The organism is Moritella dasanensis ArB 0140, assembly GCF_000276805.1.
Classification (GTDB): domain Bacteria; phylum Pseudomonadota; class Gammaproteobacteria; order Enterobacterales; family Moritellaceae; genus Moritella; species Moritella dasanensis.
In genome coordinates, this window is sequence record NZ_AKXQ01000024.1 from 17,284 (window position 1) to 42,963 (window position 25,680).

The following is a 25,680-nucleotide window of genomic DNA, read 5'->3' on the forward strand; positions in this document are numbered from 1 at the left end:
GGGCTTTTTATTATTTGAATCTAAGTTTGAATCTAAGTTTTAACTTAACGACTATCGATTACTTTTCAGCTCCCCTAAGGAACAAGGAAGCACCATGACAGGTTATTTCATTCAAGCATTCATCTATCTGTTTGCCGCCGTTATCACGGTACCCATTGCTAAACGGCTGGGACTCGGCTCGGTACTCGGTTACCTCATTGCCGGTGTTATTATTGGCCCAGTGATTGGCTTAGTGGGGAGTGAGACAGCAACAATTCAGCACTTTGCCGAGTTCGGTGTAGTGATGATGCTATTCCTAGTCGGACTGGAATTAGAACCACGCATGTTGTGGGATATGCGCCACCGTCTTATTGGTCTAGGTGGTTTACAAGTTGGTTTAACGATTGCCGCAGTGATGGGCGTTGCCCTCGCACTTGATTTAGATTGGGGACTTGCCCTGACCATTGGCTTGGTATTTTCATTGTCATCAACCGCGATCGTATTGCAAACCTTTAACGAAAAAGGCCTGACCAAAACCGAAGGCGCACGCTCTGCATTCTCCGTATTATTGTTTCAAGATATTGCCGTGATCCCAATGTTAGCGTTAATTCCATTATTAGCGATTCCTGAATTGGTTGAACAGGCACAAAATGCCGTGCAAGCTGCCAGTGCACAACATGAAGAGTTATCTCTTGTCGCGAATATCTCAGGTATTTATTATGCCTTAGTCATTGTGGTGGCGATCACAGGCGTGATAGTTGGCGGTCATTACCTAAGTCGTCCGCTGTTTAAATTTGTCGCTAGCTCTAAAGTTAACGAAATCTTTACTGCCACCTCATTGATGCTGGTCATCGGTATTGCTGCCATCATGAATTTAGTCGGTCTGTCCCCTGCCCTTGGCGCCTTCTTGGCCGGTGTCGTCTTAGCGACCAGTGAATTTAGACATCAGCTTGAAGCCACTATCGAACCTTTCAAAGGCTTGCTATTAGGTTTGTTCTTTATGACCGTAGGCGCTGGTATTGATTTCGCAATCCTGTTTAACGATACGGCCACTATTGTTTCAATCACGTTGGGATTGATGCTGATAAAAGCCACGGTATTATTTATTCTAACGGTAGTATTTAAAATTAAAGGCAGTGACCGCTGGTTACTGGCGCTGAGTTTAGCCCAAGCGGGTGAGTTTGGTTTTGTATTACTTGGCTTTACCGTGAACAACCATGTGTTACCTGTTGACCTTGCGCAAACCTTATCCCTTTCAGTTGCGCTATCGATGTTCTTAACACCAGCATTATTTATCTTTTATGATCGTGTGATCTTACCGCGCTACATGGATAAGACCAATCAACAAGAAAGTGATGATATCGAAGAACATGGCGATGTCATCGTCGCAGGGATTGGTCGATTTGGCCAGATTGTTAACCGTCTATTAGTTGCCAACGGCGTGAAAACAGTTGTACTGGATCATGATGTGAATATGATCGAAAGAGTGCGATCATTTAAAATGACAAGTTACTTTGGTGATGCAACACAACCAAGCTTGCTTGAAACCGCGGGGATCGCTAACGCCAGCTTATTTATCGTTGCCATTGACGATAAAGCCCGCGCGGTAGATTTAGTCCGCTACATCAAGCAGCATTACCCACAAGTTAAAGTACTAGCGCGTGCTTATGACCGTGGTCATGGTTATTCACTACGTCACGCGGGTGCGGATCATGTGGTGAGTGAAACTTATCATTCAGCCTTAATACTCGGTTCACACGCACTGACAAACCTAGGCTTTAATGAAGAACAAGCAAAAGACGTTAAACTCACTTTCAAAGATATTGAAAAACACAGTAAAGAGACCTTGTATCAAACTTGGCTCAATAATAGTGAAGACGATAAGTTTAATACCGCTTATCGTGACCTGTATCTACAGCTTGAAGATAGTTTAGCCGAAGTAATGAAAAATAAAGATAAATCGAAAAAACCAATCAACTTTGATATTTAAAAATATAGCGCCATTTAATAAAACGACTTTAATAAGGCTGAATAAATACCATGACTCCAGCAGTACAATTAGCGAAAAAGGCAAAGGTAGCCCACAAGACCCATGAATATAAGCATGATTCAAATGCCGAGTCGTATGGCTTAGAGGCGGCAGAAAAAATGGCTGTCGCAGCTGAGCGCATATTTAAAACCTTAGTGGTGGATATAGGTGATAAAAAGCTGGTCGTTGCTGTCGTCCCTGTCACCGCGATGCTCAATTTAAAAGCCATTGCTAAGGCCACCAAAGCCAAGAAAGCAGTAATGGCGGACAAAGATGACGTGATGCGTTCAACAGGTTATGTTCTTGGCGGGGTTAGTCCGTTAGGGCAAAAGAAACGGCTATTAACAGTGATTGATAACTCAGCGCAAGATCATGAGACGATCTATGTCAGTGCTGGTCGCCGAGGCTTGGAAATTGAACTAAGCCCGTTAGACTTGAAGCAGTTAACCAATGCTGAGTTTGCTGCAATTAGTAATGAATAGTCATTAGCAGCTACGATCAACTATCTAAAGTCGAAACCTATAAAAATAAAGCCCAGTAGAGCGATCTACTGGGCTTTATTATGCACACTTAAGAATAAATAATAACAGGGGTTAACTAGAAGTCATATCGTGCTGCCATATGTAACTGATCTTCATTACCATCAACGCCATCAATAACATACTCAGTCACCAACCGGAAGTTGGGATTAAAATTATAAGCAAGGCCCAATGCGGTTTGATCAACCGTATTATCATTTATAGCATCAGTATCACGTTGTTTATAAGTAACCGTGCCAGTGAGCTTATCTAAGCTGTAAGCAAGCGAAAATTCATAAGCCATCCAGTCATTACTATCTTTAGCCTTCAGTGCTGTATTAGGCGTATCAACGGATGAACTATCGCCAACAATAGATGCGGTTAAACCTTTCAGTTTATAACGCGCAGCGACGAGAATAGTGGAACGATCATAATCTGAATTTAACGTATAATTTTCAGTCATGACACCGGTATAAGTTGCACCGAGTTCTAAACCAAAATCAAAACCATAAACACCACCTACTGCGTAGCTTGATTGGCTGTCTTTACCTGTCCCAGCATCAACACTGGATTCCGGCTGGACATGCGCCACTAAGTTAAGGTTATCATCAAGCATCTTAGCTTCAAGTTTTAAAATATTAGCTTGTCGACCTAATGCACCTAGCGCAGGGTTACCCGAATAGTCCGTGGTACCGGCATCAGCCCAATCAGCAATAATTTCATCTACGGCATAGTTACGACCAAAAGTCAGTTGTCCCCAACCATTTTTCAATCCAGCATACAGCAAACGTGTTTTAGAAGTGGAGTTAGCATCAACGTTATCTTTGGATTCAAATTGCATCTCAATATGCCCAAGCGCCGTTAAATCATTGGCTAAATTTGAAGAAGCTTTAAAACCAGTACGAAAATAGCTACCTGAGCGACCATCACTTTTTACATCTTTACCATCTTGATAAATATAAGCCGCGTAAGCTCGACCATACAAATCAACCTGATTAGCATCGTCCTTGTACACATTAACAGTGGCGTGTGCTGTAGGAACCAGACTCGCGAGAATAGCTGTGACTAATAAAGTATTTTTCATTATCCATCCTTGTTATTTAAGTCGTTTTTTATTTAACCAAAGTGTGCTTTATATTCAAGGTAAGTGATTGCAGCCTTACAACTAGCTACTAGTCAAGGGTAGTTCTTTTCTGTGAAATTGATGTTGTGGTTATACTTTTTATGCCAAAAGGTGATCGCACATCAGTATTTTTAAAGATAAATGAAAGGAACACTATAAATAAAAAAGCCCAGTAGCGTGAACTACTGAGCTTTTTACACCAAAATATTTTGGTTCAATATTTAATTAAAGCTGAGTGCTAATTAAAGCGAAGTACTAATTAATACAATGATTAAAGCAGGACAAACAAACTTCACATACAATGGCCATACTTTCCAGAATATACCATTTACGTCAGCACCATCTTGACCTTTAATTTCAGTCAACAGGTTATTACGATGCCATACCCAACCCACAAAGATAGCAAGACCTAAGCATACTAGGGGCTGAATAATTTCAGTCGATATCTTAATCATAAAGCCAAACATAAAGTCGAAGTTACTCACAACAGCCATAGCCAATACAGTCAGTACTGCACCAACAATCCAAGTTACTTTCTTACGTGACATTGACGTTTTATCAACAATATAACTCGTTGGTACTTCAACTACCGACATTGCTGACGTTAATGCCGCAACAGACATCAATGCAAAGAAGATAATCGCAACAACATGTTCTGCAGCGCCCATCGTCGCAAACAATGCAGGTAATACTGTAAACACTAATGTGTCAGAGCTCAGTAAGTTACCGTCAGCATCAAAAATTGTCACACCATTATGCTTAGCAACATACATAGCAGGTAAGATCAACATCGCCGCTAGGAAAGCAACACCTGTATCCATAAAGGTAACGTGCACAGCTAACTTACTGATGTTTTCATTTGCTTTAAGGTATGAACCATAGATCATCATTGCGCCCGTACCAATCGACAGCGAGAAGAATGTCTGACCAAGTGCACCAATAATCACATCAGGGTGTAATATTTTGTCAAAATCAACGGTAAATAATGCTTCAACACCTTCCATTGCGCCTGGTTGGAACAAGATATAAATAACGCTGGCAATCAAGATAGCGAACAGTAGCGGCATTAAACGCTTCGACCATTTTTCAATACCGTCTTGCACGCCTTTTTGAATAACGTAAACACACATCAATGCAAATACTAAGGTAAATACAACATTACGCGATAGCGAGAAGTCGATTAACCAACGGCTTACTTCATCAGCACCTACTATCGAGGCAATCGGCGCTAGCGTGTTACTCACGAACCAGCCAGAAAGCACAGCGTAGAAGCTGAAGATCAGTGCAGCACAGATAATAGAAGCAAGACCAATCAAACTACCAATCATTTTAGTCGCAGGTGAACGGCCTAATTTAGCCATTGCGTCCGCAGGGTTAGTTTGACCATGGCGACCCACCATTAGCTCTGCAACTAACATTGGATAACCAAGTAAGAAGATAAGGAACATATACACCATTAAAAATGCACCGCCGCCATTACTTGCAGCTTGCGTTGGAAAGCCCCAAATATTACCGACACCAACAGCAGAACCAGCGGCTGCCATTATAAAACCAAAGCGAGAACCAAAATGTCCGCGTTCTGCACCATTATTACTCTGTACTGTTGCCATTATTCCGTACCATATTTGCTAAATTCAATTAATAATAGGATTTATACCTAAAAAAACACCAAAGGCAACAACTAAAAACTATAAAATACCACAAAGGTCAGTGTTTAAATCTAAAATAAAGCCAAATCATCACAATATAAAATCAAATTAACAACCATTGACACGATTAAATTGCGTAAAGGTGAATGTTCCGACTTCAAATAGCAGCTCCTACCAAGAGACCAACACCACAAATATTATATTTTTCATAAAATTGTCAAATCGACTGGTTAATATACGTACTTGTCATATCAAATCATAATGTACAATAAAACAACGTGTCACATTCATGACACTGGTAATAAACAAAAAGGACGCAAACATGTTACGGAAGATAACAATATTACTCGGGTTATTTATATTCCCTCCAGCATTATGGGCGATGAGCCAGGTACCAGTTGAACGCCATACTATTATTCAATTTACGAACAGCACGCCACACACCTTATCAACCTATATAGCAACAGGTAACAATGTTGAGTTGCTAACAACACAAATAATGCCGTTAAGCACAGTGGCATTAGCCGACATTACGCGCACAGCTACTGACGATGACATCACGCTAACATTAAGTAATGCTGAATATAGCTTTAACTTAACCCAACGCGTTACCAACAGCGAGCTTGCCTTTGGCATAGACAGTGAAACCGTGACCATCGAACCGCAAACCGACAGTGCCATCCAGCGTGTTGAACTACAACTTGCCGATAAAACCAATACTTTGGCTTTTAATAGCGAGAAACTCAGCAAAGGTGGCAAGGTGAATTATGTGTTACAGCTGCAAGATCAAAAACCAACTATTGGTGCGGGTAACGAGTTTAGCTTATTAAGTTACAACATTTGGGCCACTACTATATTTGGTTCAAAAAAAGTCGATACCCGTTTAACGGAAATGCCTGCAATAATGTCAGGTTACGATGCTTTGGTATTAACCGAGGTCTTTGATCCGATCAGAACAAATAAATTACTTAAACAGCTCAGTAAAGAATATAGCTTTACCAGCAGTGAGATATTTAAACTCGGTAAGATCATGCAATCAGGTACACGTATCTTAACGCCATGGCTAGTCGAAGTAGAAAAAAGCCTGAAGTATAGCAACTGCAATGGCATTCAGTGTGCCGCAACCCGTGGCGTTATTTATACCCGTATTAATAAGCAAGGTTACATTTACCATGTTTTTGCTACGCACACACAATCATCTGATGATGATGTTAATCGCTCAGCACGCCTAGCCCAGCTAGAGGAAATGGGGGAATTTATTCGCCAACAAAACATTCCGGAAGATGAAGCTGTCATTCTAGCGGGCGATTTCAACGTCAACAAAATTGGCTTGCCTGGTGATCGAGATCTGATGACTATAATTCTTAATGCTAGCGAACCAGAGAATAAAGGTCACAATCTGTCTTTTGATTCCAACACCAATCACTGGGCTGAGAAACCTTATTTAGAATATCTGGATTACACGTTAACTGGTAATGACAATTTACAACCGCTCAGTGCCAGTCAAGAAATATTCGCACCACGGGCATTAACTGAATCTCTTTGGGGAATCTGGGACTTATCCGATCATTACGCCGCTCGTGGATATTTTACCTACCCAAGCAAGTAATCGCAGGATAAAACTCTGCACATTTATTTTTCAGCATCTATTCTCTTTAGATGCTGAAAAATCGGCTTAAAACTCGATATTACTACTAGATGAATACTCAAAACTGGGTGGTTACACTGTTTTCACCTTGAAACGCCCAAAAGTCACACTCAAATAAAGTTGAAGCCTGCTATGATTAGTGTGATCTGCATCTACAAATAAATTGCTATCAACTTGTTAAAACCAGTAAAACTACCCATTATTGGCTACCAGCATGTTTTATTAATCATTATAGGAACAATATTAACACTGAATAACTGGTAATTTGCAGTATAAAACACTATACCAGTATAGTGTAACGCTACAACTCAGAACAAAAACAATTGACTGCTCGATAAGCATACAAAAACAAGGGTTGTTAATAAAAAATACGTAAAACATCAAATTATTTTGATAAATACAGGGTATTTTTTAGGTTCGAAGCAAAAAAGCGATCTGCATCACTTTAAATAAAACTCAAATCATTATCCTATGCAGCAGTTGAGATTAAGCATAAAAAAACAGGTGAGAACGAAATGTCAGAGCAAGCTACTACAACGATCACGGATGGCACTAAGAACGCTGCTAAATGGAACAAAGCAGACACAACATGGGTATTAAGTTTATTCGGCACAGCAGTAGGTGCTGGTGTTTTATTCTTACCTATTAAAGCAGGCTTAGGTGGTTTTTGGCCGTTAGTAGTTCTAGCACTACTTGCTGGTCCAATGACGTGGTTCGCGCATAGATCACTTGCTCGTTTCGTTCTATCATCAAAAAATCCAAATTCAGACATCACAGATGTTGTTGAAGAACATTTTGGTAAAGGCGCAGCAAAACTAATTACATTTGCTTACTTCTTTGCTATCTACCCTATCGTATTAATCTACGGTGTTGGTATTACAAATACATTTGAAAGCTTCATTGTTAACCAACTTGATATCTTCACTGAAATCCCACGCCTAGCGGCTGATGGCGCACCTTTGCTTAACGAAGCTGGTGTTCAATTAATGGATAAAGTAAGCGGTATTCCACGTTGGTTACTATCTGGTGGTCTAATTTTAGTGATGACTGCACTGATTCTATTCGGTAAAGAGTTAATGCTTAAAGCAACATCAGCATTAGTTTACCCACTAGTATTCATCTTATTCGGTCTATCACTATTCTTGATTCCAAGCTGGAATACAAGCATGATCACTGTGGTACCTGAAGCATCATCTTTCTTACCTGCTATCTGGTTATCGATTCCACTGATTGTGTTCTCATTCAACCACTCTCCAGTAATCAGCCAGTTTGCTAAAGCACAACGTGAATCTTACGGTGACAACGCAGTACAAAAAACAGACCTTATCTGTAAGCGTGCTGGACAAATGTTACTTGGTTTCGTTATGTTATTCGTATTCTCTTGTGTGTTATCACTATCACCAGAGCAACTAGGTGAAGCTAAAGATCAAAACATCTCAATCCTGTCTTACCTTGCAAACGTACATGACTCAGTATTAATTCAATACTTCGGTCCTTTCGTAGCATTCGCAGCGATTACGTCTAGCTACTTCGGTCACTACTTAGGTGCTCAAGAAGGTCTAAACGGTCTAGTTAAGCAAGTTGTGCCAAAAGCATCAGAGAAGAACATCAGTACTTTCTCTATCGCATTCATCGTACTAACTACATGGGCTGTAGCAATTATCAACCCAAGTGTACTAGGTCTTATCGAAACAATTGGCGCACCAATGATTGCAGCTATCTTGTTCCTAATGCCAATGTACGCAATCAAGAAAGTACCTGCGATGCAAAAATATGCTAGTGCTAAAGCAGCAAACATCTTCGTTACTATCTGTGGTCTAATGGCTATCACTTCAGTTATCTACGGTTCATTCTAAACCGCATCTAACTTAAGACGTTAATAACGAATCAAACCGGCGAGTCACCTCGCCGGTTTTTTTGTATCTTCAATTTGAGAAAGACATGACCCTGCCTAGCACTCTATCGTAAAACATGAAAGTATGACCCCGCCTGAATTATCACGTTGAAAAATATAGCAAAAGCATCAGACGTATCAGTTGCCAGCGTTTCCTGAGTCGTCAACAAATCACCGAAAGCCAGTAAATCCGCAATAGCCTTGGTGAATTCGCCGGTCACAGCCGTCGTTTGTTATAACGATTATGTCGTAGCAGGGGCGTTAACGGCGCTTGAAACACACCATATCTCAGTCCCAAATGACATTTCATTGATGGGTTTTGATAATGGCCTAATTGCTAAATACCTGCACCCGAAACTCAGTACGATGCACTATCCAATTCAAACGATGGCAGAGCAAGCAGCAGCATTATCTTTAGCACTGGCGAAAGGCAATAATAGTGACATTAAAGGTAAGGTGTTTGAGGCCATATTAGTTGAAAGGTTATCAGTGACAAAAAGAGCATAGTATTAAAAAATTAACCCAGTTGGTTAAGCTTTTTAGTCGTGCTCATGACCGATGCTCTTGAAATTGCGGCGTTAGATTAGCGATTAATATCAAGTATAAGCAGCGATCTTCTCAAAAACGACTTCTTTATTAAAAGGTTTAGCGACATAATCATCCATACCTGATTGGTAACATTTTTCAATATCCTCGACAAACACACTCGCTGTTAAGGCAATAATTGGTACGCGCTTTTTCGCTTGTTGTTGCTCCCATTCACGTATCGCGCTTGTGGCAGTAAAACCATCCATCACCGGCATCATGCAATCCATTAATACCAAAGAATATGCTACAGCCTCTGCTTTTATCATCTCTACCGCTTCCTTGCCGTCATTGGCCAACGCAACAATAAAGCCTTGTTTTTTAAGTAATAACGTCGCGACTTTCTGATTGATCACATTATCTTCAACGACTAAGATAATTTGCTTTTCACTGTCGTCATTTAGACTGTTATTACCTTGTTCATTAACCCATTTAGCGGGCGGAGTTGCTCGTGATGTACGATTTTTAGCTGATGTTGTTAATGCTTTACGAACGACAGCCTTAAAGCGTCTCCCCAACAATGGCAATGTAATTAAGCCATCGATAGTGTGGTTAAAATCAATATTTTCATTTTGTTGCTGTGTACAAATTATCAAAGCAGGATGGTTATCTAAACCATTCAATTTTTCGATGTCTGCAAGCGTCGCGCCGACTGTAGACTGACAATAGATGATCAGCGCATACTGCTTAGCAACATCCATAAAGTTAGCTTCCTGCGCCATGACTGTCGGGACAAGCCCCAGCTTCAGGCATTCTGATTTAAGTTGTACCGCATCATAACGGCTATTATTTAGAATTAAGCACTGAGTGCCATTGAACTCAGGTAATACTGACTTTTCAGACTCAATAACATCAATATCGAGCGTGAAATAGAATTTACTGCCAACGCCTTTTTTGGAATCAAGTTTAATATCGCCGCCAAGTAATACCACCAATTGACGGCATATTGCTAACCCAAGTCCTGTACCACCAAATTTACGCGTGATCGAGCCATCCTCTTGGATAAAAGGCGCAAATACCTGCTCTAATTTATCTTCACTTATACCGATACCTGTATCTTTCACCGCAAATAATAATGTCCCTCGAGTGCGAGTTTGCTGTTGATAACCAACGGATAAAGTCACGCTTCCTTGTTGAGTAAATTTAACCGCGTTAGACATCAGATTCATCAAAATTTGATGTAGACGGTGCGCATCTATCATGACCAATCCAGGTAGCTCTGGCGCTAATTCAATTTGTAACGCTAAACCTTTAGCCGAAGCTTTACCCTGCAAGATTGTGACGGTGTCATACACCACTTCAGCGACATTCGATTCTTGAGCCACCAGCACAAGATGGCCAGATTCTATCTTCGATAGATCTAAAATGTCATTAATCAGTAATAGTAATATTTGCGATGAGGTATCTATGGTTTGTAAATACTCCACCTGTACAGGGGTTAGATCTGTGCTAGCAAGAATATCCGACATACCAATAATGCCATTCAATGGCGTGCGAATTTCATGAGACATATTTGCTAAAAAAGAGGTTTTAGCTTTGGTTGATGATTCCGCTTTTATTTTTTCTATTTCAAGATATTCAGTCTTCTTATTAAAAGACTCTATTAAATTGGCAATTTCATCTTTATAACGATAATTAATATCGATAATTTCACCGGTATCATTTTCATTTATCTGCTTTGATATTCTCGTAATTGGATTTATTAACCAATGGCTTATAATGTAATAACCAATAATCACACAGACCAATAATAGCGGTATAATGCCCATTTCAATATTAACCACTTGGGTATAAACATCATCTGCCACGGTATGGTGAGAGTTAATAACCTCAAGCTGCCAATTAAACTTATCCAAACTACTGTTAACAATGTACATCCCTTCTATTACATTGAATTTATAGTCTGCAATGGCAATACTGTCGCTGTAAATACGCACGCCTAATTGATGTTCTGCGGCATGAGATTCTATGACGCCAACCATACCCTTTAACGAAATATCTATCGTTGCTACACCCGCAAATTGACCATTATTAAAATACGGTTGTGATGCTGTGATCATTTTTTGCTTAGTGAAAGGATCGACGTATACCGCTGACCAGGATATTTTACGCTGACTATTTTCATGTGCGACAGCGGTATACCAAGGCTCTGACTGATAAGGTGCAGCTGCAGGATTGTTATAATCATTAATGAATTGAACATTGCCCTGTTCATCTCGAGAAAAGAATAAACTCGCTAAATTTTGTGCTGGAACTAAGGTGTTGGGTTCAGGCCAGATACCACCACTGATGATGATATTATTACTCTGGTTAAATACCGAAAAAATCATTTTTTCAAGTACGTCGACAGGATAACCGCTTACCGCTACGCCAACTAATCCATGTAAAGTGGCGACAGAACGCTCTAAAGGCTCTTCAATTTCATGGGACAGTAACTGGGTTCTTAAATTAAGGTTATTTTCGAGATTATCCCGGATAGGTGGTTCAACGACATAATAGGTAATGCTGGCAATGATGGTTATGAGTAAACAAGTATAAAAACCCAGTGCAATAATACTTTTTTTCTTTAAAGACATTTGACCACCATAAAAACCAATCACTTACCTAGTAGTATAAGTAATATCAGTCCTTTGCCTTAAAAAAGTATTATAACTATGATCTAAGCCGCATTTATTTGTGCCAGATTATCACCTAACAAGCCATAGCGACTGTTAAGGGCTTATATATACATCATAGAAATAGTGTAAGAAAGAATCGGACTACAGCTTAAACAGGTAACGAGTTTGCTGTTGATACCAACTACCCCGCTAAGCAAACATTAGCTGCTGCGAAGTAACTATGATTCATTGGCAATGAAGTCTGATCCTCCCCCTTGCTTTAAGGGGGAGGATGGGGGGGGAGGTCTTACATATTTGGTGTATCTGTTACTACATGTAGATTCTGTGCTCGGTGTCTTAGCAAGTGGTCCATTAGCGTGATAGCAAGTTGCGCTTCAGCAATTGGCACTGCGCGGATACCCACACATGGATCGTGACGACCTTTAGTAACCACCTCAATGGCGTTACCAAATTTATCAATTGATTTACCTGGAATGGTAATACTTGATGTTGGCTTCATCGCAATGTGTGCAATGATATCTTGGCCGCTTGAGATGCCACCCAGTACGCCACCAGCGTGATTAGAAAGGAAACCATCTTCTGGTGTCATCTCATCACGGTGTTCGCTACCAAGCTGTTCTACAACGTCAAAGCCATCACCAATCTCAACACCTTTAACCGCATTGATGCTCATTAATGAATGCGCTATTTCAGCATCTAAACGATCAAATACTGGTTCACCTAAACCAACAGGTACACCTTGTGCAACAACCGTTACTTTAGCGCCCACAGAGTTACCTGATTTTTTCAGGCCACGCATGTATTCATCAAGCGCTTCTAATTTACTTGGATCAGGAAAGAAGAATGGGTTTTGCTCAACTTGATCCCATTGCAGTGCTTCTGCTTTGATTGGACCCAGTTGTGATAAATAACCACGAATAACAATACCGTGTTGCTCTTTTAGGTATTTCTTCGCAATGGCACCAGCCGCTACGCGCATTGCTGTTTCGCGTGCCGATGAACGACCGCCGCCACGGTAATCACGATGACCAAATTTCTGATGGTAAGTATAATCAGCGTGACCTGGACGGAAGGTATCTTTAATATTTGAATAATCTTGTGAACGTTGATCGATATTCTTGATCATCAGACCAATTGAAGAACCTGTGGTTTTACCTTCAAAAATACCCGAAAGGATCTGCACTTCGTCAGCTTCACGTCGTTGAGTGGTATAGCGAGATGTGCCAGGCTTACGACGGTCAAGATCAAACTGCAAGTCGTCGACTGAAATTTCTAGTCCTGGAGGGCAGCCATCAATGATGCACCCAAGTGCTGGTCCGTGGCTTTCTCCGAATGTGGAGATCTTAAATAATTGCCCAATACTATTCCCTGCCATAACAGCGTTTCCTTTATATAATGCTTACCGATACCTTCGAGAATACAAGACCCGCGGCTTAGCGACAATAGCAAACAGAGAAAAAAGTGAAGACCGAGCAAATCATAAACTCAGCGAGAAAATGTCCCAACCAGCCAACAATATATAACAGCTCTAAAGATAAAAAACCAAACGCAGCATTTAACACTGGATACCAAGTATCGTACCGAGCGATCGCCTTGTAAACTTTAGGTGCTGTGCTATTGTTTGAATTACTTCCTTACATCTAAATGTATCAGCATAAACACGGCGACATGGTGATTCAAACCATGGATCTCAGTGCGTCCAATTTAAAAAATGCTGAAAATAAAACCACTCTCTTTTCATTGCCATACAAGAAGTTCAAAAAAATGCACAAAATCAATGTGCTCATTATCACAAACGTACTTTCTATCATTGTAAGTACTGTTGTGAAAGGACAATTTATTATGAACATAAAAATTGTAATTATAGCTGTTATATCTATTTTACTCGGTATGTCATCGACGGTGTCTGCAGCAGACAAGAAAGGAGGGAAAATACTGGTAATGAATTTAGTCGGCTCTGGGGCCATGTACGAAAGAATGGTGCCAGATTCAAATGGCGATGGGGAGGATGAAACGGCTTTTTGTTTTGATATTGACTTATTCAATGCGAAAAATGGCCGCTTAGTCGGTACCGCTACAGATTGTCTATCTAACATTACCGGCGCTGACGTTGGCGCTGGTTTGGCTTTAGTTGGCACAACTTATTTTCATTTACCACAAGGAAATCTGGTCACCAGGGGTAATACATCAGTGCGACCTGTGACACAGGCTATAACCACTGCAGATGGACAGTTAATAACGCACATCACTGGCGCCGCTGGTACTAACAATGCCATTTTAGAAGGAACAGGGCGATTTAAAAACAGTACTGGGGCAGTACGTTTGTCAGGTATGGTCGACTTGTCACAATTTTCAGCCGCTGTTGGCGATCCAATTGCATTTGATTGCTTATTTGTGATCATACTCGATTGAGCACAATATTTACTGATGTGATGTTATTAATGTGATAACAATTAAAAAAGAGCAACCACTTTAGGTTGCTCTTCGTTTTGCTCGCAAGCCTATTTAAACGGTGCGACTATTTAAACGGTGCAAATTCTGCCATTGAAGCTAAGATTTGCTCTTTGCTGATCACGAAAATACCGTGGCCGCCATTTTGCATTTCTAACCAAGTAAATGGTACTTCTGGAAATTTATCTTGCATGTGAACCATGCTGTTACCAATCTCAACGAACAGTAAACCACCATCGTTTAGCATATCAGGTGCTTGTGCTAGCATTTTCAACGTTAGCTCTAGACCATCAAAACCAGACTGTAAACCAATCTCAGGTTCATGTTTGAACTCTTCAGGTAGGTTATCAATGTCTTCTTGATCAACATAAGGAGGATTCGATACGATCATGTCGTAACGTAAACCTGTTAAGTTAGAGAACAAGTCAGATTGAATTGGTGTTACTTGCTGCTCAACACCATGGTCTTGGATATTGATCTCGGCAACTTCAATCGCACCGTGTTCAATATCAACTGCATCAATTTCTGAATCAGGGAATGCGTGAGACATCGCAATTGCAATACAACCACTACCCGTACACATATCCAGGATACGCATTGGTTCGTTGGTTAACCAAGGTTGGAAACCATTCATGATCAGTTCTGCAAACGGTGAGCGTGGCACTAGAACACGTTCATCAACAAAGAACTCTAAACCAGCAAACCAAGCTTTGTTAGTCAGGTATGCAGCTGGGATACGTTCATTAACGCGGCGAACGATTAGCTCAACCAATTTTTGACGTTCAGAAGTAAGCAGTTTCGCATGACGAATTTGAGGGTCAATATCTAAGGGTAAATGTAGTGTCGGTAAGATTAACTGTACAGCTTCATCCCACGCGTTATCAGTACCGTGACCATAGAAAATACCCGCATCGTTAAAACGGCTAACCGCCCAACGGATGATATCTTGTATTGTTGTTAACTCTTTGACTGCTTCGTCAATAAAAATCCTGTCCACAATTGACTCCAATTTTGGTAAAGTAACAAAATGTTTAATCAACTGAGCTTAGCAGTTGAATTTGGGTAACTAACATTATGTTTAATAAACAAATGAAAAAAAAGATGTTGCTGCAAATAGATGTAGCAACAAAACAGGCACACGCTGCGCAAGTGAAAGTATCGCAAGCCGCGTTGAAACCGGATGAACACGCTCTTTTTTCTGATAGTATGAAAGGTATAAAACCTTTGGCACAGGATACCATACGCAAAACAAAAATCAGGGCTAATAAACCGAAAACACAAGCAAATGATTCGATCCGACAAGAATCAGCGCAACGTGAACATTTTTTCTCCGATCAATTTGAACCACACATTGCTGACGAAGGCCCTACCCGTTATATACGTGATGACGTGTCACCCTATGAGTTGAAAAAATTACGTCGTGGTGATTACGAGCCGGAATTGCTTTTGGACTTGCATGGTTTAACCCAAGAAATAGCCAAGGTAGAAATATCTGCATTAATTTCTGAATGTCGTAAACAGCATATTCGCTGCTGTAATGTCATGCACGGTCATGGCAAGAACATTCTTAAACGCCAATTACCGATGTGGTTAGCCCAGCATCCCGATATCGAAGCCTTTCATCAAGCGACTAAAACGTGGGGTGGCAGTGCCGCTATCTCGATTCTCGTTGAATTGACGAACAAAGAAGACTTTTTAAGGTAGTGAATGATGGTGGTTGATAAACAAGACCAGTGGTTTGCAGAACTCGAAAAAGAAAATAACGAACGTCTGGCAGAACTTGAAGAAGCAATACAGGAAGAAGATAGGCTACACGTTATAAAATCAGCCAAGATAAAGGTAAAGGCTGAAAAAACGGCAGCGTTTCACGCCAAGCACCCAAGGCTGAGCTTTTTAAAGCGTTACAATGTCATCATCATGATGCTGCTGAGTGTATGCGTGACTGCAGGATTTAATGCAGCGATGTTTCTTGAGTGAGCCGAAGACGATTTGAATGTCTCGAAAACTATCTTGCACTAAAAAACAGGCACAAAAAAAGGTTAGTGCGTAACACTAACCTTTCATGCTCAGTCTGTTAAACCGCAAATCGTTTAATTTCACGATTCACTTCCGAGATACGCATTTTAACATTGTTACCTGCGTTGCTCGGCATGACTAACATACCTTGCTGAAACTCTAACAGTCCCAAACCTGTGACATAGAGAGTTCCACGAAAAAAACTTTTTACATATCTTGCGATACGTAACGAGTTAAACTGTTTAAAACTACGCATTTAGCACTCCTTTATACGCTTATATAGGTACCATCCAAGTACCCAAACAGAAGCGGCATAATATACTAACAATTGGGTAATGCAAAGGGATTTAACACTGCATTAACCATTGTATAAAGTGTAAGCACTAATCATAAAAATAAATAATAAATCAGTTAACTACTTTATACTCGCTGGTGTTTCTAACCACTTAAAATTACAATCTTTGTCATTAAGTTCTAAGCAAGCAATCGCAGATGTGGCGAATGCTGGCATATGTTTACTGGCTGTTAGCGCTGAGGTTAAATAACTCACCACAGGTAAATGTGAAACCAGTAACACAGTTTTATAATTATGTTGCTCTACCAGTGCACGAACATAATCAGCAATAAATTCGGCATCACCATAAGGCGTAATGTCTTCACATACTTCGACCTTGTTTACGGTAAAAAAGTTCCCGATAACTTGCCAAGTTTGCGTTGCTCGTACATAAGGGCTGTGTAATACACAATCTAAAGTCGGTTCTATTGCACTTAACCAGTTGGCCATATCAACAGACTGTTGTCGTCCAGTGCCAGTTAGTTCACGTTCCGCATCGCTGTTTGCATACAAGCCCGCTTGACCGTGTCGCATAATATATATCTTCATACCACCACACCATATTGTTGATTGAGTTAGCTACTGAAATAGACTTTAACACATCCCAAAAAACGATTGCATGATAACGTCACTTGATGACAGAAATATTAAAAACCACGTTTAGCTTATGTTTTTAAACATTGTTTTCAAAAAATACTTACTTACTGGCATTTTAGCGCCATACTGAATTATATTATAAGTAACAGTATCGTCTTAGTGCGGTATCTATATTAAGCTTAACCCTCAGAATTCATCACTGCATTTTGTATTGGCTATTCTTTGAAGCTGATCTAATTTTAATTATTCGTCTGATGCAGCCGTCACATGGAGCACTCGCCTTGATAACTAGTCCTAATGATTACAAACAATATCGCCACATCACGCTCCCTAATGGATTAGTGGTATTACTGATCCAAGATGATCAATGTAAAAAGTCCGCCGCTTCCATGTCTGTTGCCGTCGGCCATTTTGATGATCCGAGCCAACATGAAGGGCTCGCGCATTTACTCGAACATATGTTATTTTTGGGCACAGACAAGTACCCAAAACCCGGTGAATACCAGTCGTTTATTTCCATGCATGGTGGCAGTAACAACGCCTGGACTGGCACCGAATATACCAACTATTACTTTGATATTAACAACAGCTACTTCCATAACGCCCTTGATCGTTTCGCCCAATTTTTTATCGCGCCCAGTTTTAATGCCGACTTATTAGAACGCGAACGTCATGCCGTTGATTCCGAATATAAGCTCAAGCTTAAAGATGACGTACGTCGTTTCTACCAAGCACACAAAGAAACCGTTAATCCAACCCACCCTTTTAGTAAATTCTCGGTGGGTAACCTCACGACATTGGCCGACACCGAAACTTATACATTACGTGATGAGTTATTACGCTTTTACCAGCAACATTACTGCGCATCTTTAATGAAGTTAGTGATCCAATCCGAGCTGACGCTAGACAAGCAAGAGCACATGCTGAAGGAGATGTTCTCGGCTGTGCCAAATCGAGGTATCAATGCAGTGCCTTTGGCAACGCCGCTGTATACCGATGCACAATTACAACAAGCAATTTGGGTAGAATCACTTAGCGGTCACAAGAAGTTATATATCTGCTTCCCCTTGGGCGATACCCTACCTTATTACCAAATCAAACCGCTGAATTACATCAGCCAGTTAATCGGTGATGAAACCGAAGGCAGTTTATTGTCGCTGTTGAAACGTAAGGGTTGGGTAACCGCATTATCAGCAGGCAGTGGTCAAACGGGTGCTAATTTTAAAGATTATAATGTCATTATGGGGTTAACCAGTGATGGCTTTAACCATATCACCGAGATCGTGGAATTCTGCCTGCAATATATCAAGCTGATTAGCGAACAAGGCTTACAGGCGTGGCGCTATGACGAGAAAAAGAATTTCTTAGAACAAGCCTTTCGTTATCAAGAAAAAATACCGGCGGTTAAAAACGTTTCACACCTATCGCAAAATTTGCATGTCTATCAGCCTGAACATGTCATTTATGGTGATTACATGATGACGGGATTTGATATCGAGGCTTGTCGTTTCTTCTTGCAGCAGCTTAATCCGAAAAATATGCGCTTGATGGTATCGGCACCGAATTTAGACACCAATAAAAAAGCAGCTTGGTATGATACGCCTTATCGCGTGGATGCATTTACACCTAGCCAAAAACAACGCTGGGCGGATGTAGATATTAATCCCAGCCTAGTATTACCCATCAAGAATCTGTTCATGAGTCCTTCTTTAGAAGCCCTTGCGCTGGATAAAGCTAAGCTCACAGAACAACCTAGTTTGATTGATGAAAGTGATGGTTTCAAAACTTGGTTTATGCAGGAACATGAATTCCATTTACCTAAGGGTAATATTTTCATTTCCATTGACAGTGAATATGCCATTGCCAACACCCATAATATCGCCATGACACGATTAGCGGTTGAGTTGTTGATGGAGCAATTAAATACGCTGACGTACCAAGCCGAAATTGCCGGGATTAATTACCATATTTATGCCCATCAAGGCGGGTTCACTTTACACCTTGCCGGGTTTGCGCAGAAACAGTTCGAGTTATTAAAACTGATCATCGGTCATCGTCACTTACAAGCTGTTGATAATGAAACCTTCGCCAGTATTCGTAATCAGATGCTGATTGCATGGGAAAACCAGAAACAAGCAAAACCGATTAATCGCTTATTTTCGGAGTTAACCTCGGTGCTGCAACCGAATAACCCATCGAGTGAGCGCTTAGCCAAAGCCTTGATGAGTATTAAGCAAGAACAGTTACCTGAGTATCTAGAAAAAGTGTATCAAAATATCAGTGTTGAAATATTGATCCACGGTGACTGGCATCACGCTCAAGCACTGGAGATAGGTCAGTACGTCAAAGCTAAACTGCACCCAATTAGTACGCCAGGTAAAGAGACAATACGTAAATTGGTGGATATCCAAGATACCGGTTCTTTGGTGCACGAAGTCGCTGTTGAACATAACGATGCGGCGTTGATTGTGTATTATCAAGCACCAAAAATTTCACCGAAAGAGTTGGCCTATTACAGTTTGGCCAATCATGTGATGTCATCTAAATTCTTCTATGAATTGCGTACCCAGCAACAATTAGGTTATGTCGTTGGTACTGGTAATATACCGCTTAATCGCCACGCGGGTCTGATGTTCTATGTACAATCACCCCATACGTCACCAACGAAACTGCTTGATGCGATCAATGACTTTATTGATTTCTTCCCGTTTGGGATGATCTCGTTTACCGAGCAACAGTGGCAATCGAGTAAGCAAGGATTAGTGTCTAAAGTGCGCGAACCTGACACCAACATCAACAGTAAAAGTAAACGCCTGTGGCATTCTATTGGTATTAAAGATAAAGATTTTGATAAGTCTGAAAAAATTGCTGAAGAATTAGAGAATATCGAGCGTGTCGATTTAATCCGCTTTATGGTTGAGTTGAAATCTCGAACGTCTGACCGTTTGATTATGGCATCCATCAATCCATCACTCCCGCATGATGAAGAAGAAGATGAATATGAAGAACGTCATGTAGAGACGTTTGAAGGCACCTATATTACCGATGTCGAAGCCTTCCAGCAGCAAAGTCATATCTTTGAGCTTTAACGTTAAAAAATAATATAACGAGCACAAAAAAGGCGCTGTCGGTATCAACCCACAGCGCCTTTCTTTTATCAATTTGTTGTTAACACGTGTTAACTGCTTAGCTATTAACTAACTACTTAGACCGATGAAACCACCGAGGGTAATTAACAGACCACCGGTCGCTTTATTGATCTTATCTTGATAACGATTCAGCATCGATTTTAAGCTACCACGGTTAAGCAAGATGATGAAACAAGACCACAGCACTGCCGTTTCGACGAAGATAGATAAGCTGATTAATAACTTGTCTGATGTTGGCGTTTCAGGTGCAATAACCTGACTGAATGCAGCGACCATAAACATCAAAATTTTAGGATTTAATAAATTACACAATAGACCGTCTAAATACGCTTTTACTGGACGATAGTTGAGTGTACCAGCATCGACTTCGATTTCGCTTTTACCCGCTCGTAGCGATTTAATACCAATATAAATAAGGTAAGCAGCGCCTAACCAACGGACGACATTGAATAGCATCGGGTTGCTTGAAATAAGTAATGAGATACCGAACAGACCTAACATCATGTGTACAGCCAAACCACTAATGATACCGCCAACACAATACCAAGCAGCACGTTTCGCATTTAGGCTACCGTATTTTAAAACCAGCATCATGTCTGGCCCAGGGCTGAGCATACCAAAGAAGTTAATAATTAATAAAGACACTATAATTTCGTACATGATCATCACCATTCCATTGCGTTAAGGTTATGATAGAACGCAAATCGAAATGAATAAAATGACTTATCCTACTCCCCTGTAGTCCCAGCTGGAATATTGCTACTTAATTGAGCATGTAGTTCATCACGCAACCACTTATGCGCCAAATCATGGTCAAAACGGGGATGCCAGATGATTGCGGCCTGTAGAATAGGTAATTTAATCGGTAATTTTTTGCGGATAAATTGCTCGCCAATAATAAGTTTATCGGCAATCGAGTTGGGTATGGTCAATAAATGGTCGGTTTTGGCAATAATACTAAAAGCTGAAGAATAAGACGGAATACGCAATGCCACATCTCTAAATACCCCTTGCGCCGACAGTGCCACATCAATATCACTGGATTTATCTGCGCCCGAGGTAATAATACCGTGCGGATATTGGCTGTAATTAGACAAGGTCAGTGCTACCTGTTCTAACGGATGCCCTTGACGCATAATGCACACATAGCTATCTTGCTCTAACGGCAGATAAGACAGGTGTTTATGCTCAGGACGGATAATTGTCGCGCCTAAGTCAATCTCACCACGCTCCATTGCCGCTAAAGTAAACGTATCCCAATAAGTCAGGTTAAGTTTAATATTGGGGGCATGCTGATACAAATGCGCCAGTGCCGCAGGTAGAATATAGTCGGTCACATAATCGGTTGAAGCGATAGTAAATTCACGTTGTGATTGCAAGGGATCAAAGCCCCCTGTCACCAACAAACCATCAATGTTATTTAAGATCTGCGTTAATCGTGGTTTTAACTGCTTGGCCTTCTCAGTTAACTGACTTTTATTATCAATTTTGATCAGTAAAGGGTCGGCAAAAATCTCGCGTAATTTCGCCAGGTTTTTACTCATTGCCGACTGGGTAATAAATTGGCGCTGTGCAGCTGCCGTTACTTGCTGCTCTTGCAACAAGTACTGCAGACTGAGTAATAAGTTGAGATTGATACGTTGTAAATTAATCATTTAGCTTTAATTTTAAATCTGCGTTGCCTTCACGATAATCCATTGTCACTTTAAAGCCACAATATTTTGCTAATTTAATCATGCCGGAATTGGTTGGCATGGTGAAACCGACCATGGTTTTTAAGCCAGATTTTCGGCAAAACTCAATGATTTTCAACATCAGTGCTTTACCTAAGCCCTGTCCTTTCAAATCTGAGCGTACTGAAATAGCAAATTCTGCTTCACCGGTATCCCAGTCAAAAATAGCGCGTACCACGCCTAACGTTTCAGCTTGACCCATCGGGTTCTTCGCGCTGGCAATAAATGCCATTTCACGTTCATAATCAATTTGCGTTAACATCGCCATTTCAAAATGGGTGAACTTAGAGCGCGCACCAAAGTAACGTAAATAACGATCATCTGCGGTTAATGAAGAATCAAATGCTTGATGCTCAGGCTCATCTTCATGACGAATCGGTCTTAGCAGTACCCCTTTACCATTTTTCATGGTGTAGATACTTTCCAGCTCTTTCGGGTAGGGTAATATCGCTAATTTTTGTTGTGAACGGCGACCACGTAAGCCAATTTTAATGTTTTCGATCTTGATGCTATACGCCGTACGGCCTAACTCTAATGGCTCCAGCAAGATAGATTTGATCATCGGAAAATCAATTATCATCTGCGAGATGCGAGTTAATATTTCACACAAACCGTCCATATTTAAGCGTACTGATAAACTACGCTCACGGATAATGCCCTGCTTGATAGCGCCGACGACAAGATAACGTGATAGCGCCATATTCAATGGCGGCAGGGCAACTTCAGCATCTTGATCTATATCCCAGTTACCACCCGCTTCACCGAGGCAGATAATCGGCCCAAATGCAGCATCATCAATCACCTCAATACGGAATTTATTTACCTCATCTCGCGATAATGTGTCATCAGAGGTAATGCCATAAGCGCTAAGCAGTAAATTAATGCCTTTTTCATTCACTTCTTTGACACCTTTATCCATGGCTTTCTCAATCATCATTTTCGCTGCAGTCATCGCATTTGGATTTAAATCAGCCAAGGTTTCAGGTGTTTGGATAAGGAGCTTTTGGTGACGTCTAAACTTAACAATATAATTGAAGGCATTCACCGCCACTTCAGGGGTGCCGTATGACGGGATCCCAGCTTTAATCAAGGTTTGGCGGGCAATGCGGCCACTCGTTTCGCCCATCCAAGAGGTGAATATAATCGGCCCTTTTTTGTTATTCTTAACTAATTGCGGGATTAATTTTTCAGCCGTGACATGGCATGCCTCAGTTACTTGCGGGGCATGAATAATAAGCAATGCATCGTACTTTGCATCTTCCAATACAATTTCAATCACTTTACTGAAAGCCTCTGCATCAACACCACCAAGGATGTTAATCGGATTCATACTGGTGATTTTACCCGGCAGTGCTTTTAATAGTTTTTGTTCTGTTTCATAACTTAACTCTGCCAGTTTACAGCCTGATTTGAGCAGTACATCAACAGCCATATAAGCAGGTGAACCGCCATTAGAGATGATCAACATTTTATCACCACGTACAGATCGCTTGACCGTAGCAATGGTTTTGATTGCCGATAATAACTCGAAGGTATCATTCACCCGTAACATACCAGAACGTTGGAATGCCGCAGTATATGCGGTGTTATAAGATATTTTATTGCGTCGGTTTTGCAATAATTCAGTGGTCCCGCCAATGTTGGAACTTGAACGAACCACGACAATAGGTTTTTTAAACGCCGCAGCGCGAGCAGCAGACATGAAACGACGCGTATCGATAATATTATCAACATACAAGGCAATCGATTTAGTAAAACGGTCACGACTTAAGTAATCGATTAAATCGGCAAAATTAACGTCAATACGGGTGCCAATGGAAATGAAGCAAGAGAAGCCTACCCCACGAGTTTCTGCCCAGTCAATCATCGATGTTGCAAACGCTGCAGACTGTGAAATAACCGCCACATCACCGGCTGGCGGTGCAACATGGGCAACACTGACATTTAATTTTAAACGTGGATTTAATACCCCTAAGCTACTTGGGCCTAATACGCGGATATTATATTTAGCCGCAATCAAGCCAATTTTTTCCCAGGTATCGGCATTGCCTTCATAAGGTTCGTCACTGAATAAAATAACCGCTTTACAGCCAATTTCACCCAGTTCTTTCACTATTCTTGGTACAAAGCGGATTGGCGTACAAATAGCCCCAAGGTCAGGAGCTATCGGTAAATCACTTGGTTTCTCATACGCTAAAATCCCACAGACATTATTAGCCTTTAATGATACCGGCATAATCGGACCATCATACTGACTGGCTATTAAATTTTTAACGACCCAATAACCAATACTATCGGTGCTATTTTTAGCGCCAATAACGGCAATTGATGAAGGTTCTAATAATGCTTTTATATTCAGTTGGGACATAGTTATAAGACCGCCTGTTAAATACTTCGTTTTCTATAGGGTAATGATTTTTTAACAAAATTACGAGTTACTGCCGCAATTTGGTTCCACTTGCCCATGACTTTTTTCTGTGTTTGGGTTTCGAGTACCAGCGCTGCTTGTTCTGATGCAACCCAAGACTCATTCAATAATGATTTAGCCGCGACAATGGCGTCTGGAGAACGTGTTTTAATACTATCAACAAAGGTCATAGCAGCCGCCATTGGATCGTCACAAACATGGGTGACTAATCCATATTTCTCGGCTTCCGTGCCGCTAAATTTACGCCCTGTCATGGTGAGTTCTTTGGCAATATCAATACGCGTTAGTTCACGCATGGTCACCATACCGCTCATATCAGGGATTAATCCCCATTTAATTTCCATCACTGAAAATTCGCAATCTGCAGTGCTGTAACGGAAATCTGCGCCGAGTGCGATTTGTAATCCGCCACCAAAACACACACCGTGCGTCACCGCAATGACAGGTACTGGAATTTGACGCCACAGATAACCGACTTTTTGAGCCAGGTTAGCGAGTTCGCCTTCTTCACGTTTTAATAGTTTGCCGGGATTGAGGGGGTTTTTGATAATACTTTTAACATCAAGGCCAGCGCAGAACACCTTACCATCACCGCGAACGATCACTGCTCGGATGGCTTTGTTATCAGCAAGTTCTGTCGCGGTGTTATCTAATGCATGGAACATATCCATGTCGAGTGCATTATATTTAGCGCCTCGATTGAGGGTGACTATCGCCACTTCATCGATGATTTCCACGGTAATGCGTGGTTGTTTTGCAGCAACTTGACTATTTGGCATCTCTTAACACTCCTTGTATTAGATTCAATAATAAATCGTATCACAAGATAGTAGAGGAAAGAGCGGCTTTAGTTCATGACATATCTCAAGCTTTCATACTCTTAGAGTAATTGCCCGAATTTTATTGAAATACCATACTTAGGTTCAAGT

At 40.9% G+C, this 25,680-nt stretch carries 20 protein-coding genes; 9 read left to right on the forward strand and 11 right to left on the reverse strand.

Annotated elements, in window-relative coordinates; genetic code table 11:
• The first annotated feature begins 94 nt into the window (after positions 1-94).
• Both A923_RS0117310 and ybaK read left to right on the forward strand, forming a co-directional pair.
• Positions 95-1,969, forward strand: coding sequence for a monovalent cation:proton antiporter-2 (CPA2) family protein (locus tag A923_RS0117310; RefSeq protein ID WP_017222952.1), 1,875 nt, complete (start codon positions 95-97; stop codon positions 1,967-1,969).
• Positions 1,970-2,019: 50 nt separating this feature from the next.
• Positions 2,020-2,490 (forward strand): Cys-tRNA(Pro) deacylase, encoded by a 471-nt coding sequence (gene ybaK, locus A923_RS0117315; RefSeq protein ID WP_017222953.1) that lies wholly within the window; start codon positions 2,020-2,022, stop codon positions 2,488-2,490.
• Between the two features lie 115 nt (positions 2,491-2,605).
• Here ybaK and A923_RS0117320 read toward each other — a convergent pair whose 3' ends face one another.
• On the reverse strand, positions 2,606-3,610 hold the full coding sequence (locus A923_RS0117320) for a porin (RefSeq protein ID WP_017222954.1): 1,005 nt from the start codon (positions 3,608-3,610) through the stop codon (positions 2,606-2,608).
• A gap of 281 nt (positions 3,611-3,891) precedes the next feature.
• Entirely contained in the window at positions 3,892-5,259 is a 1,368-nt protein-coding gene (locus A923_RS0117325; protein ID WP_017222955.1) for a sodium-dependent transporter, read from the reverse strand.
• Positions 5,260-5,620: 361 nt separating this feature from the next.
• On the opposite strand from A923_RS0117325, the gene A923_RS0117330 reads away from it, so the two are divergent.
• The 3 genes from A923_RS0117330 to A923_RS22550 all read left to right on the forward strand — a co-directional run bounded on the left by A923_RS0117330 (position 5,621) and on the right by A923_RS22550 (position 9,347).
• The gene (locus A923_RS0117330) at positions 5,621-6,907 is read left to right on the forward strand and encodes a sphingomyelin phosphodiesterase (RefSeq protein ID WP_017222956.1); all 1,287 of its coding nucleotides are present in this window, start codon (positions 5,621-5,623) and stop codon (positions 6,905-6,907) included.
• Between the two features lie 554 nt (positions 6,908-7,461).
• A complete protein-coding gene (locus A923_RS0117335; protein WP_017222957.1) occupies positions 7,462-8,802 on the forward strand; it encodes an SLC5/6 family protein in 1,341 nt (446 codons plus the stop codon).
• 242 nt (positions 8,803-9,044) lie between these two features.
• Positions 9,045-9,347 (forward strand): substrate-binding domain-containing protein, encoded by a 303-nt coding sequence (locus A923_RS22550; RefSeq protein ID WP_017222958.1) that lies wholly within the window; start codon positions 9,045-9,047, stop codon positions 9,345-9,347.
• 89 nt (positions 9,348-9,436) lie between these two features.
• Here A923_RS22550 and A923_RS0117345 read toward each other — a convergent pair whose 3' ends face one another.
• Positions 9,437-12,001 (reverse strand): ATP-binding protein, encoded by a 2,565-nt coding sequence (locus A923_RS0117345; protein ID WP_026006314.1) that lies wholly within the window; start codon positions 11,999-12,001, stop codon positions 9,437-9,439.
• Between the two features lie 328 nt (positions 12,002-12,329).
• Positions 12,330-13,418: a chorismate synthase gene (gene aroC / locus A923_RS0117350; protein WP_017222960.1), complete on the reverse strand. Its 1,089-nt coding sequence runs from the start codon at positions 13,416-13,418 to the stop codon at positions 12,330-12,332.
• A 467-nt stretch (positions 13,419-13,885) separates the two neighbouring features.
• Between aroC and A923_RS0117355 the strand changes: the two genes are divergently transcribed.
• The gene (locus tag A923_RS0117355; protein ID WP_026006315.1) at positions 13,886-14,455 is read left to right on the forward strand and encodes a hypothetical protein; all 570 of its coding nucleotides are present in this window, start codon (positions 13,886-13,888) and stop codon (positions 14,453-14,455) included.
• A gap of 106 nt (positions 14,456-14,561) precedes the next feature.
• On the opposite strand, the gene prmB is transcribed toward A923_RS0117355, so the two are convergent.
• Positions 14,562-15,491, reverse strand: coding sequence for a 50S ribosomal protein L3 N(5)-glutamine methyltransferase (prmB, locus tag A923_RS0117360; RefSeq protein ID WP_017222962.1), 930 nt, complete (start codon positions 15,489-15,491; stop codon positions 14,562-14,564).
• 77 nt (positions 15,492-15,568) lie between these two features.
• Here prmB and smrB point away from each other — a divergent pair, with 77 nt between their 5' ends.
• Together smrB and A923_RS0117370 are read left to right on the forward strand one after the other, a co-directional pair.
• A complete protein-coding gene (gene smrB, locus A923_RS0117365) occupies positions 15,569-16,198 on the forward strand; it encodes an endonuclease SmrB (RefSeq protein WP_017222963.1) in 630 nt (209 codons plus the stop codon).
• A gap of 3 nt (positions 16,199-16,201) precedes the next feature.
• A complete protein-coding gene (locus A923_RS0117370; RefSeq protein WP_017222964.1) occupies positions 16,202-16,471 on the forward strand; it encodes a hypothetical protein in 270 nt (89 codons plus the stop codon).
• A 97-nt stretch (positions 16,472-16,568) separates the two neighbouring features.
• On the opposite strand, the gene A923_RS0117375 is transcribed toward A923_RS0117370, so the two are convergent.
• Positions 16,569-16,766 (reverse strand): DUF1107 family protein, encoded by a 198-nt coding sequence (locus A923_RS0117375; RefSeq protein ID WP_017222965.1) that lies wholly within the window; start codon positions 16,764-16,766, stop codon positions 16,569-16,571.
• A 159-nt stretch (positions 16,767-16,925) separates the two neighbouring features.
• Positions 16,926-17,393 (reverse strand): phosphohistidine phosphatase SixA, encoded by a 468-nt coding sequence (sixA, locus tag A923_RS0117380; protein ID WP_017222966.1) that lies wholly within the window; start codon positions 17,391-17,393, stop codon positions 16,926-16,928.
• Positions 17,394-17,722: 329 nt separating this feature from the next.
• Here sixA and A923_RS0117385 point away from each other — a divergent pair, with 329 nt between their 5' ends.
• A complete protein-coding gene (locus A923_RS0117385; RefSeq protein WP_017222967.1) occupies positions 17,723-20,530 on the forward strand; it encodes an insulinase family protein in 2,808 nt (935 codons plus the stop codon).
• A 108-nt stretch (positions 20,531-20,638) separates the two neighbouring features.
• On the opposite strand, the gene A923_RS0117390 is transcribed toward A923_RS0117385, so the two are convergent.
• The 4 genes from A923_RS0117390 to A923_RS0117405 all read right to left on the reverse strand — a co-directional run bounded on the left by A923_RS0117390 (position 20,639) and on the right by A923_RS0117405 (position 25,530).
• On the reverse strand, positions 20,639-21,250 hold the full coding sequence (locus tag A923_RS0117390; RefSeq protein WP_026006318.1) for a LysE family translocator: 612 nt from the start codon (positions 21,248-21,250) through the stop codon (positions 20,639-20,641).
• A 68-nt stretch (positions 21,251-21,318) separates the two neighbouring features.
• Entirely contained in the window at positions 21,319-22,245 is a 927-nt protein-coding gene (locus tag A923_RS0117395; protein ID WP_017222969.1) for a LysR family transcriptional regulator, read from the reverse strand.
• Positions 22,238-24,691 carry a bifunctional acetate--CoA ligase family protein/GNAT family N-acetyltransferase gene (locus A923_RS0117400; protein WP_017222970.1) on the reverse strand — a complete coding sequence of 818 codons (2,454 nt, stop codon included), beginning with the start codon at positions 24,689-24,691 and terminating at the stop codon, positions 22,238-22,240. Before A923_RS0117400 ends, A923_RS0117395 begins: the two co-directional genes overlap by 8 nt.
• 17 nt (positions 24,692-24,708) lie before the next feature.
• Positions 24,709-25,530, reverse strand: coding sequence for a crotonase/enoyl-CoA hydratase family protein (locus tag A923_RS0117405; RefSeq protein ID WP_017222971.1), 822 nt, complete (start codon positions 25,528-25,530; stop codon positions 24,709-24,711).
• Positions 25,531-25,680 lie beyond the last annotated feature (150 nt).

Excerpts from the sequence above, each read along its gene's own strand:
- A923_RS0117310 (WP_017222952.1), top strand. The coding sequence starts at position 95 with ATGACAGGTTATTTCATTCAAGCATTCATCTATCTGTTTGCCGCCGTT.
- ybaK (WP_017222953.1), top strand. The coding sequence starts at position 2,020 with ATGACTCCAGCAGTACAATTAGCGAAAAAGGCAAAGGTAGCCCACAAG.
- A923_RS0117320 (WP_017222954.1), bottom strand. The coding sequence starts at position 3,610 with ATGAAAAATACTTTATTAGTCACAGCTATTCTCGCGAGTCTGGTTCCT.
- A923_RS0117325 (WP_017222955.1), bottom strand. The coding sequence starts at position 5,259 with ATGGCAACAGTACAGAGTAATAATGGTGCAGAACGCGGACATTTTGGT.
- A923_RS0117330 (WP_017222956.1), top strand. The coding sequence starts at position 5,621 with ATGTTACGGAAGATAACAATATTACTCGGGTTATTTATATTCCCTCCA.
- A923_RS0117335 (WP_017222957.1), top strand. The coding sequence starts at position 7,462 with ATGTCAGAGCAAGCTACTACAACGATCACGGATGGCACTAAGAACGCT.
- A923_RS0117345 (WP_026006314.1), bottom strand. The coding sequence starts at position 12,001 with ATGTCTTTAAAGAAAAAAAGTATTATTGCACTGGGTTTTTATACTTGT.
- aroC (WP_017222960.1), bottom strand. The coding sequence starts at position 13,418 with ATGGCAGGGAATAGTATTGGGCAATTATTTAAGATCTCCACATTCGGA.
- A923_RS0117355 (WP_026006315.1), top strand. The coding sequence starts at position 13,886 with ATGAACATAAAAATTGTAATTATAGCTGTTATATCTATTTTACTCGGT.
- smrB (WP_017222963.1), top strand. The coding sequence starts at position 15,569 with ATGTTTAATAAACAAATGAAAAAAAAGATGTTGCTGCAAATAGATGTA.
- A923_RS0117370 (WP_017222964.1), top strand. The coding sequence starts at position 16,202 with ATGATGGTGGTTGATAAACAAGACCAGTGGTTTGCAGAACTCGAAAAA.
- A923_RS0117375 (WP_017222965.1), bottom strand. The coding sequence starts at position 16,766 with ATGCGTAGTTTTAAACAGTTTAACTCGTTACGTATCGCAAGATATGTA.
- sixA (WP_017222966.1), bottom strand. The coding sequence starts at position 17,393 with ATGAAGATATATATTATGCGACACGGTCAAGCGGGCTTGTATGCAAAC.
- A923_RS0117390 (WP_026006318.1), bottom strand. The coding sequence starts at position 21,250 with ATGTACGAAATTATAGTGTCTTTATTAATTATTAACTTCTTTGGTATG.
- A923_RS0117395 (WP_017222969.1), bottom strand. The coding sequence starts at position 22,245 with ATGATTAATTTACAACGTATCAATCTCAACTTATTACTCAGTCTGCAG.
- A923_RS0117400 (WP_017222970.1), bottom strand. The coding sequence starts at position 24,691 with ATGTCCCAACTGAATATAAAAGCATTATTAGAACCTTCATCAATTGCC.
- A923_RS0117405 (WP_017222971.1), bottom strand. The coding sequence starts at position 25,530 with ATGCCAAATAGTCAAGTTGCTGCAAAACAACCACGCATTACCGTGGAA.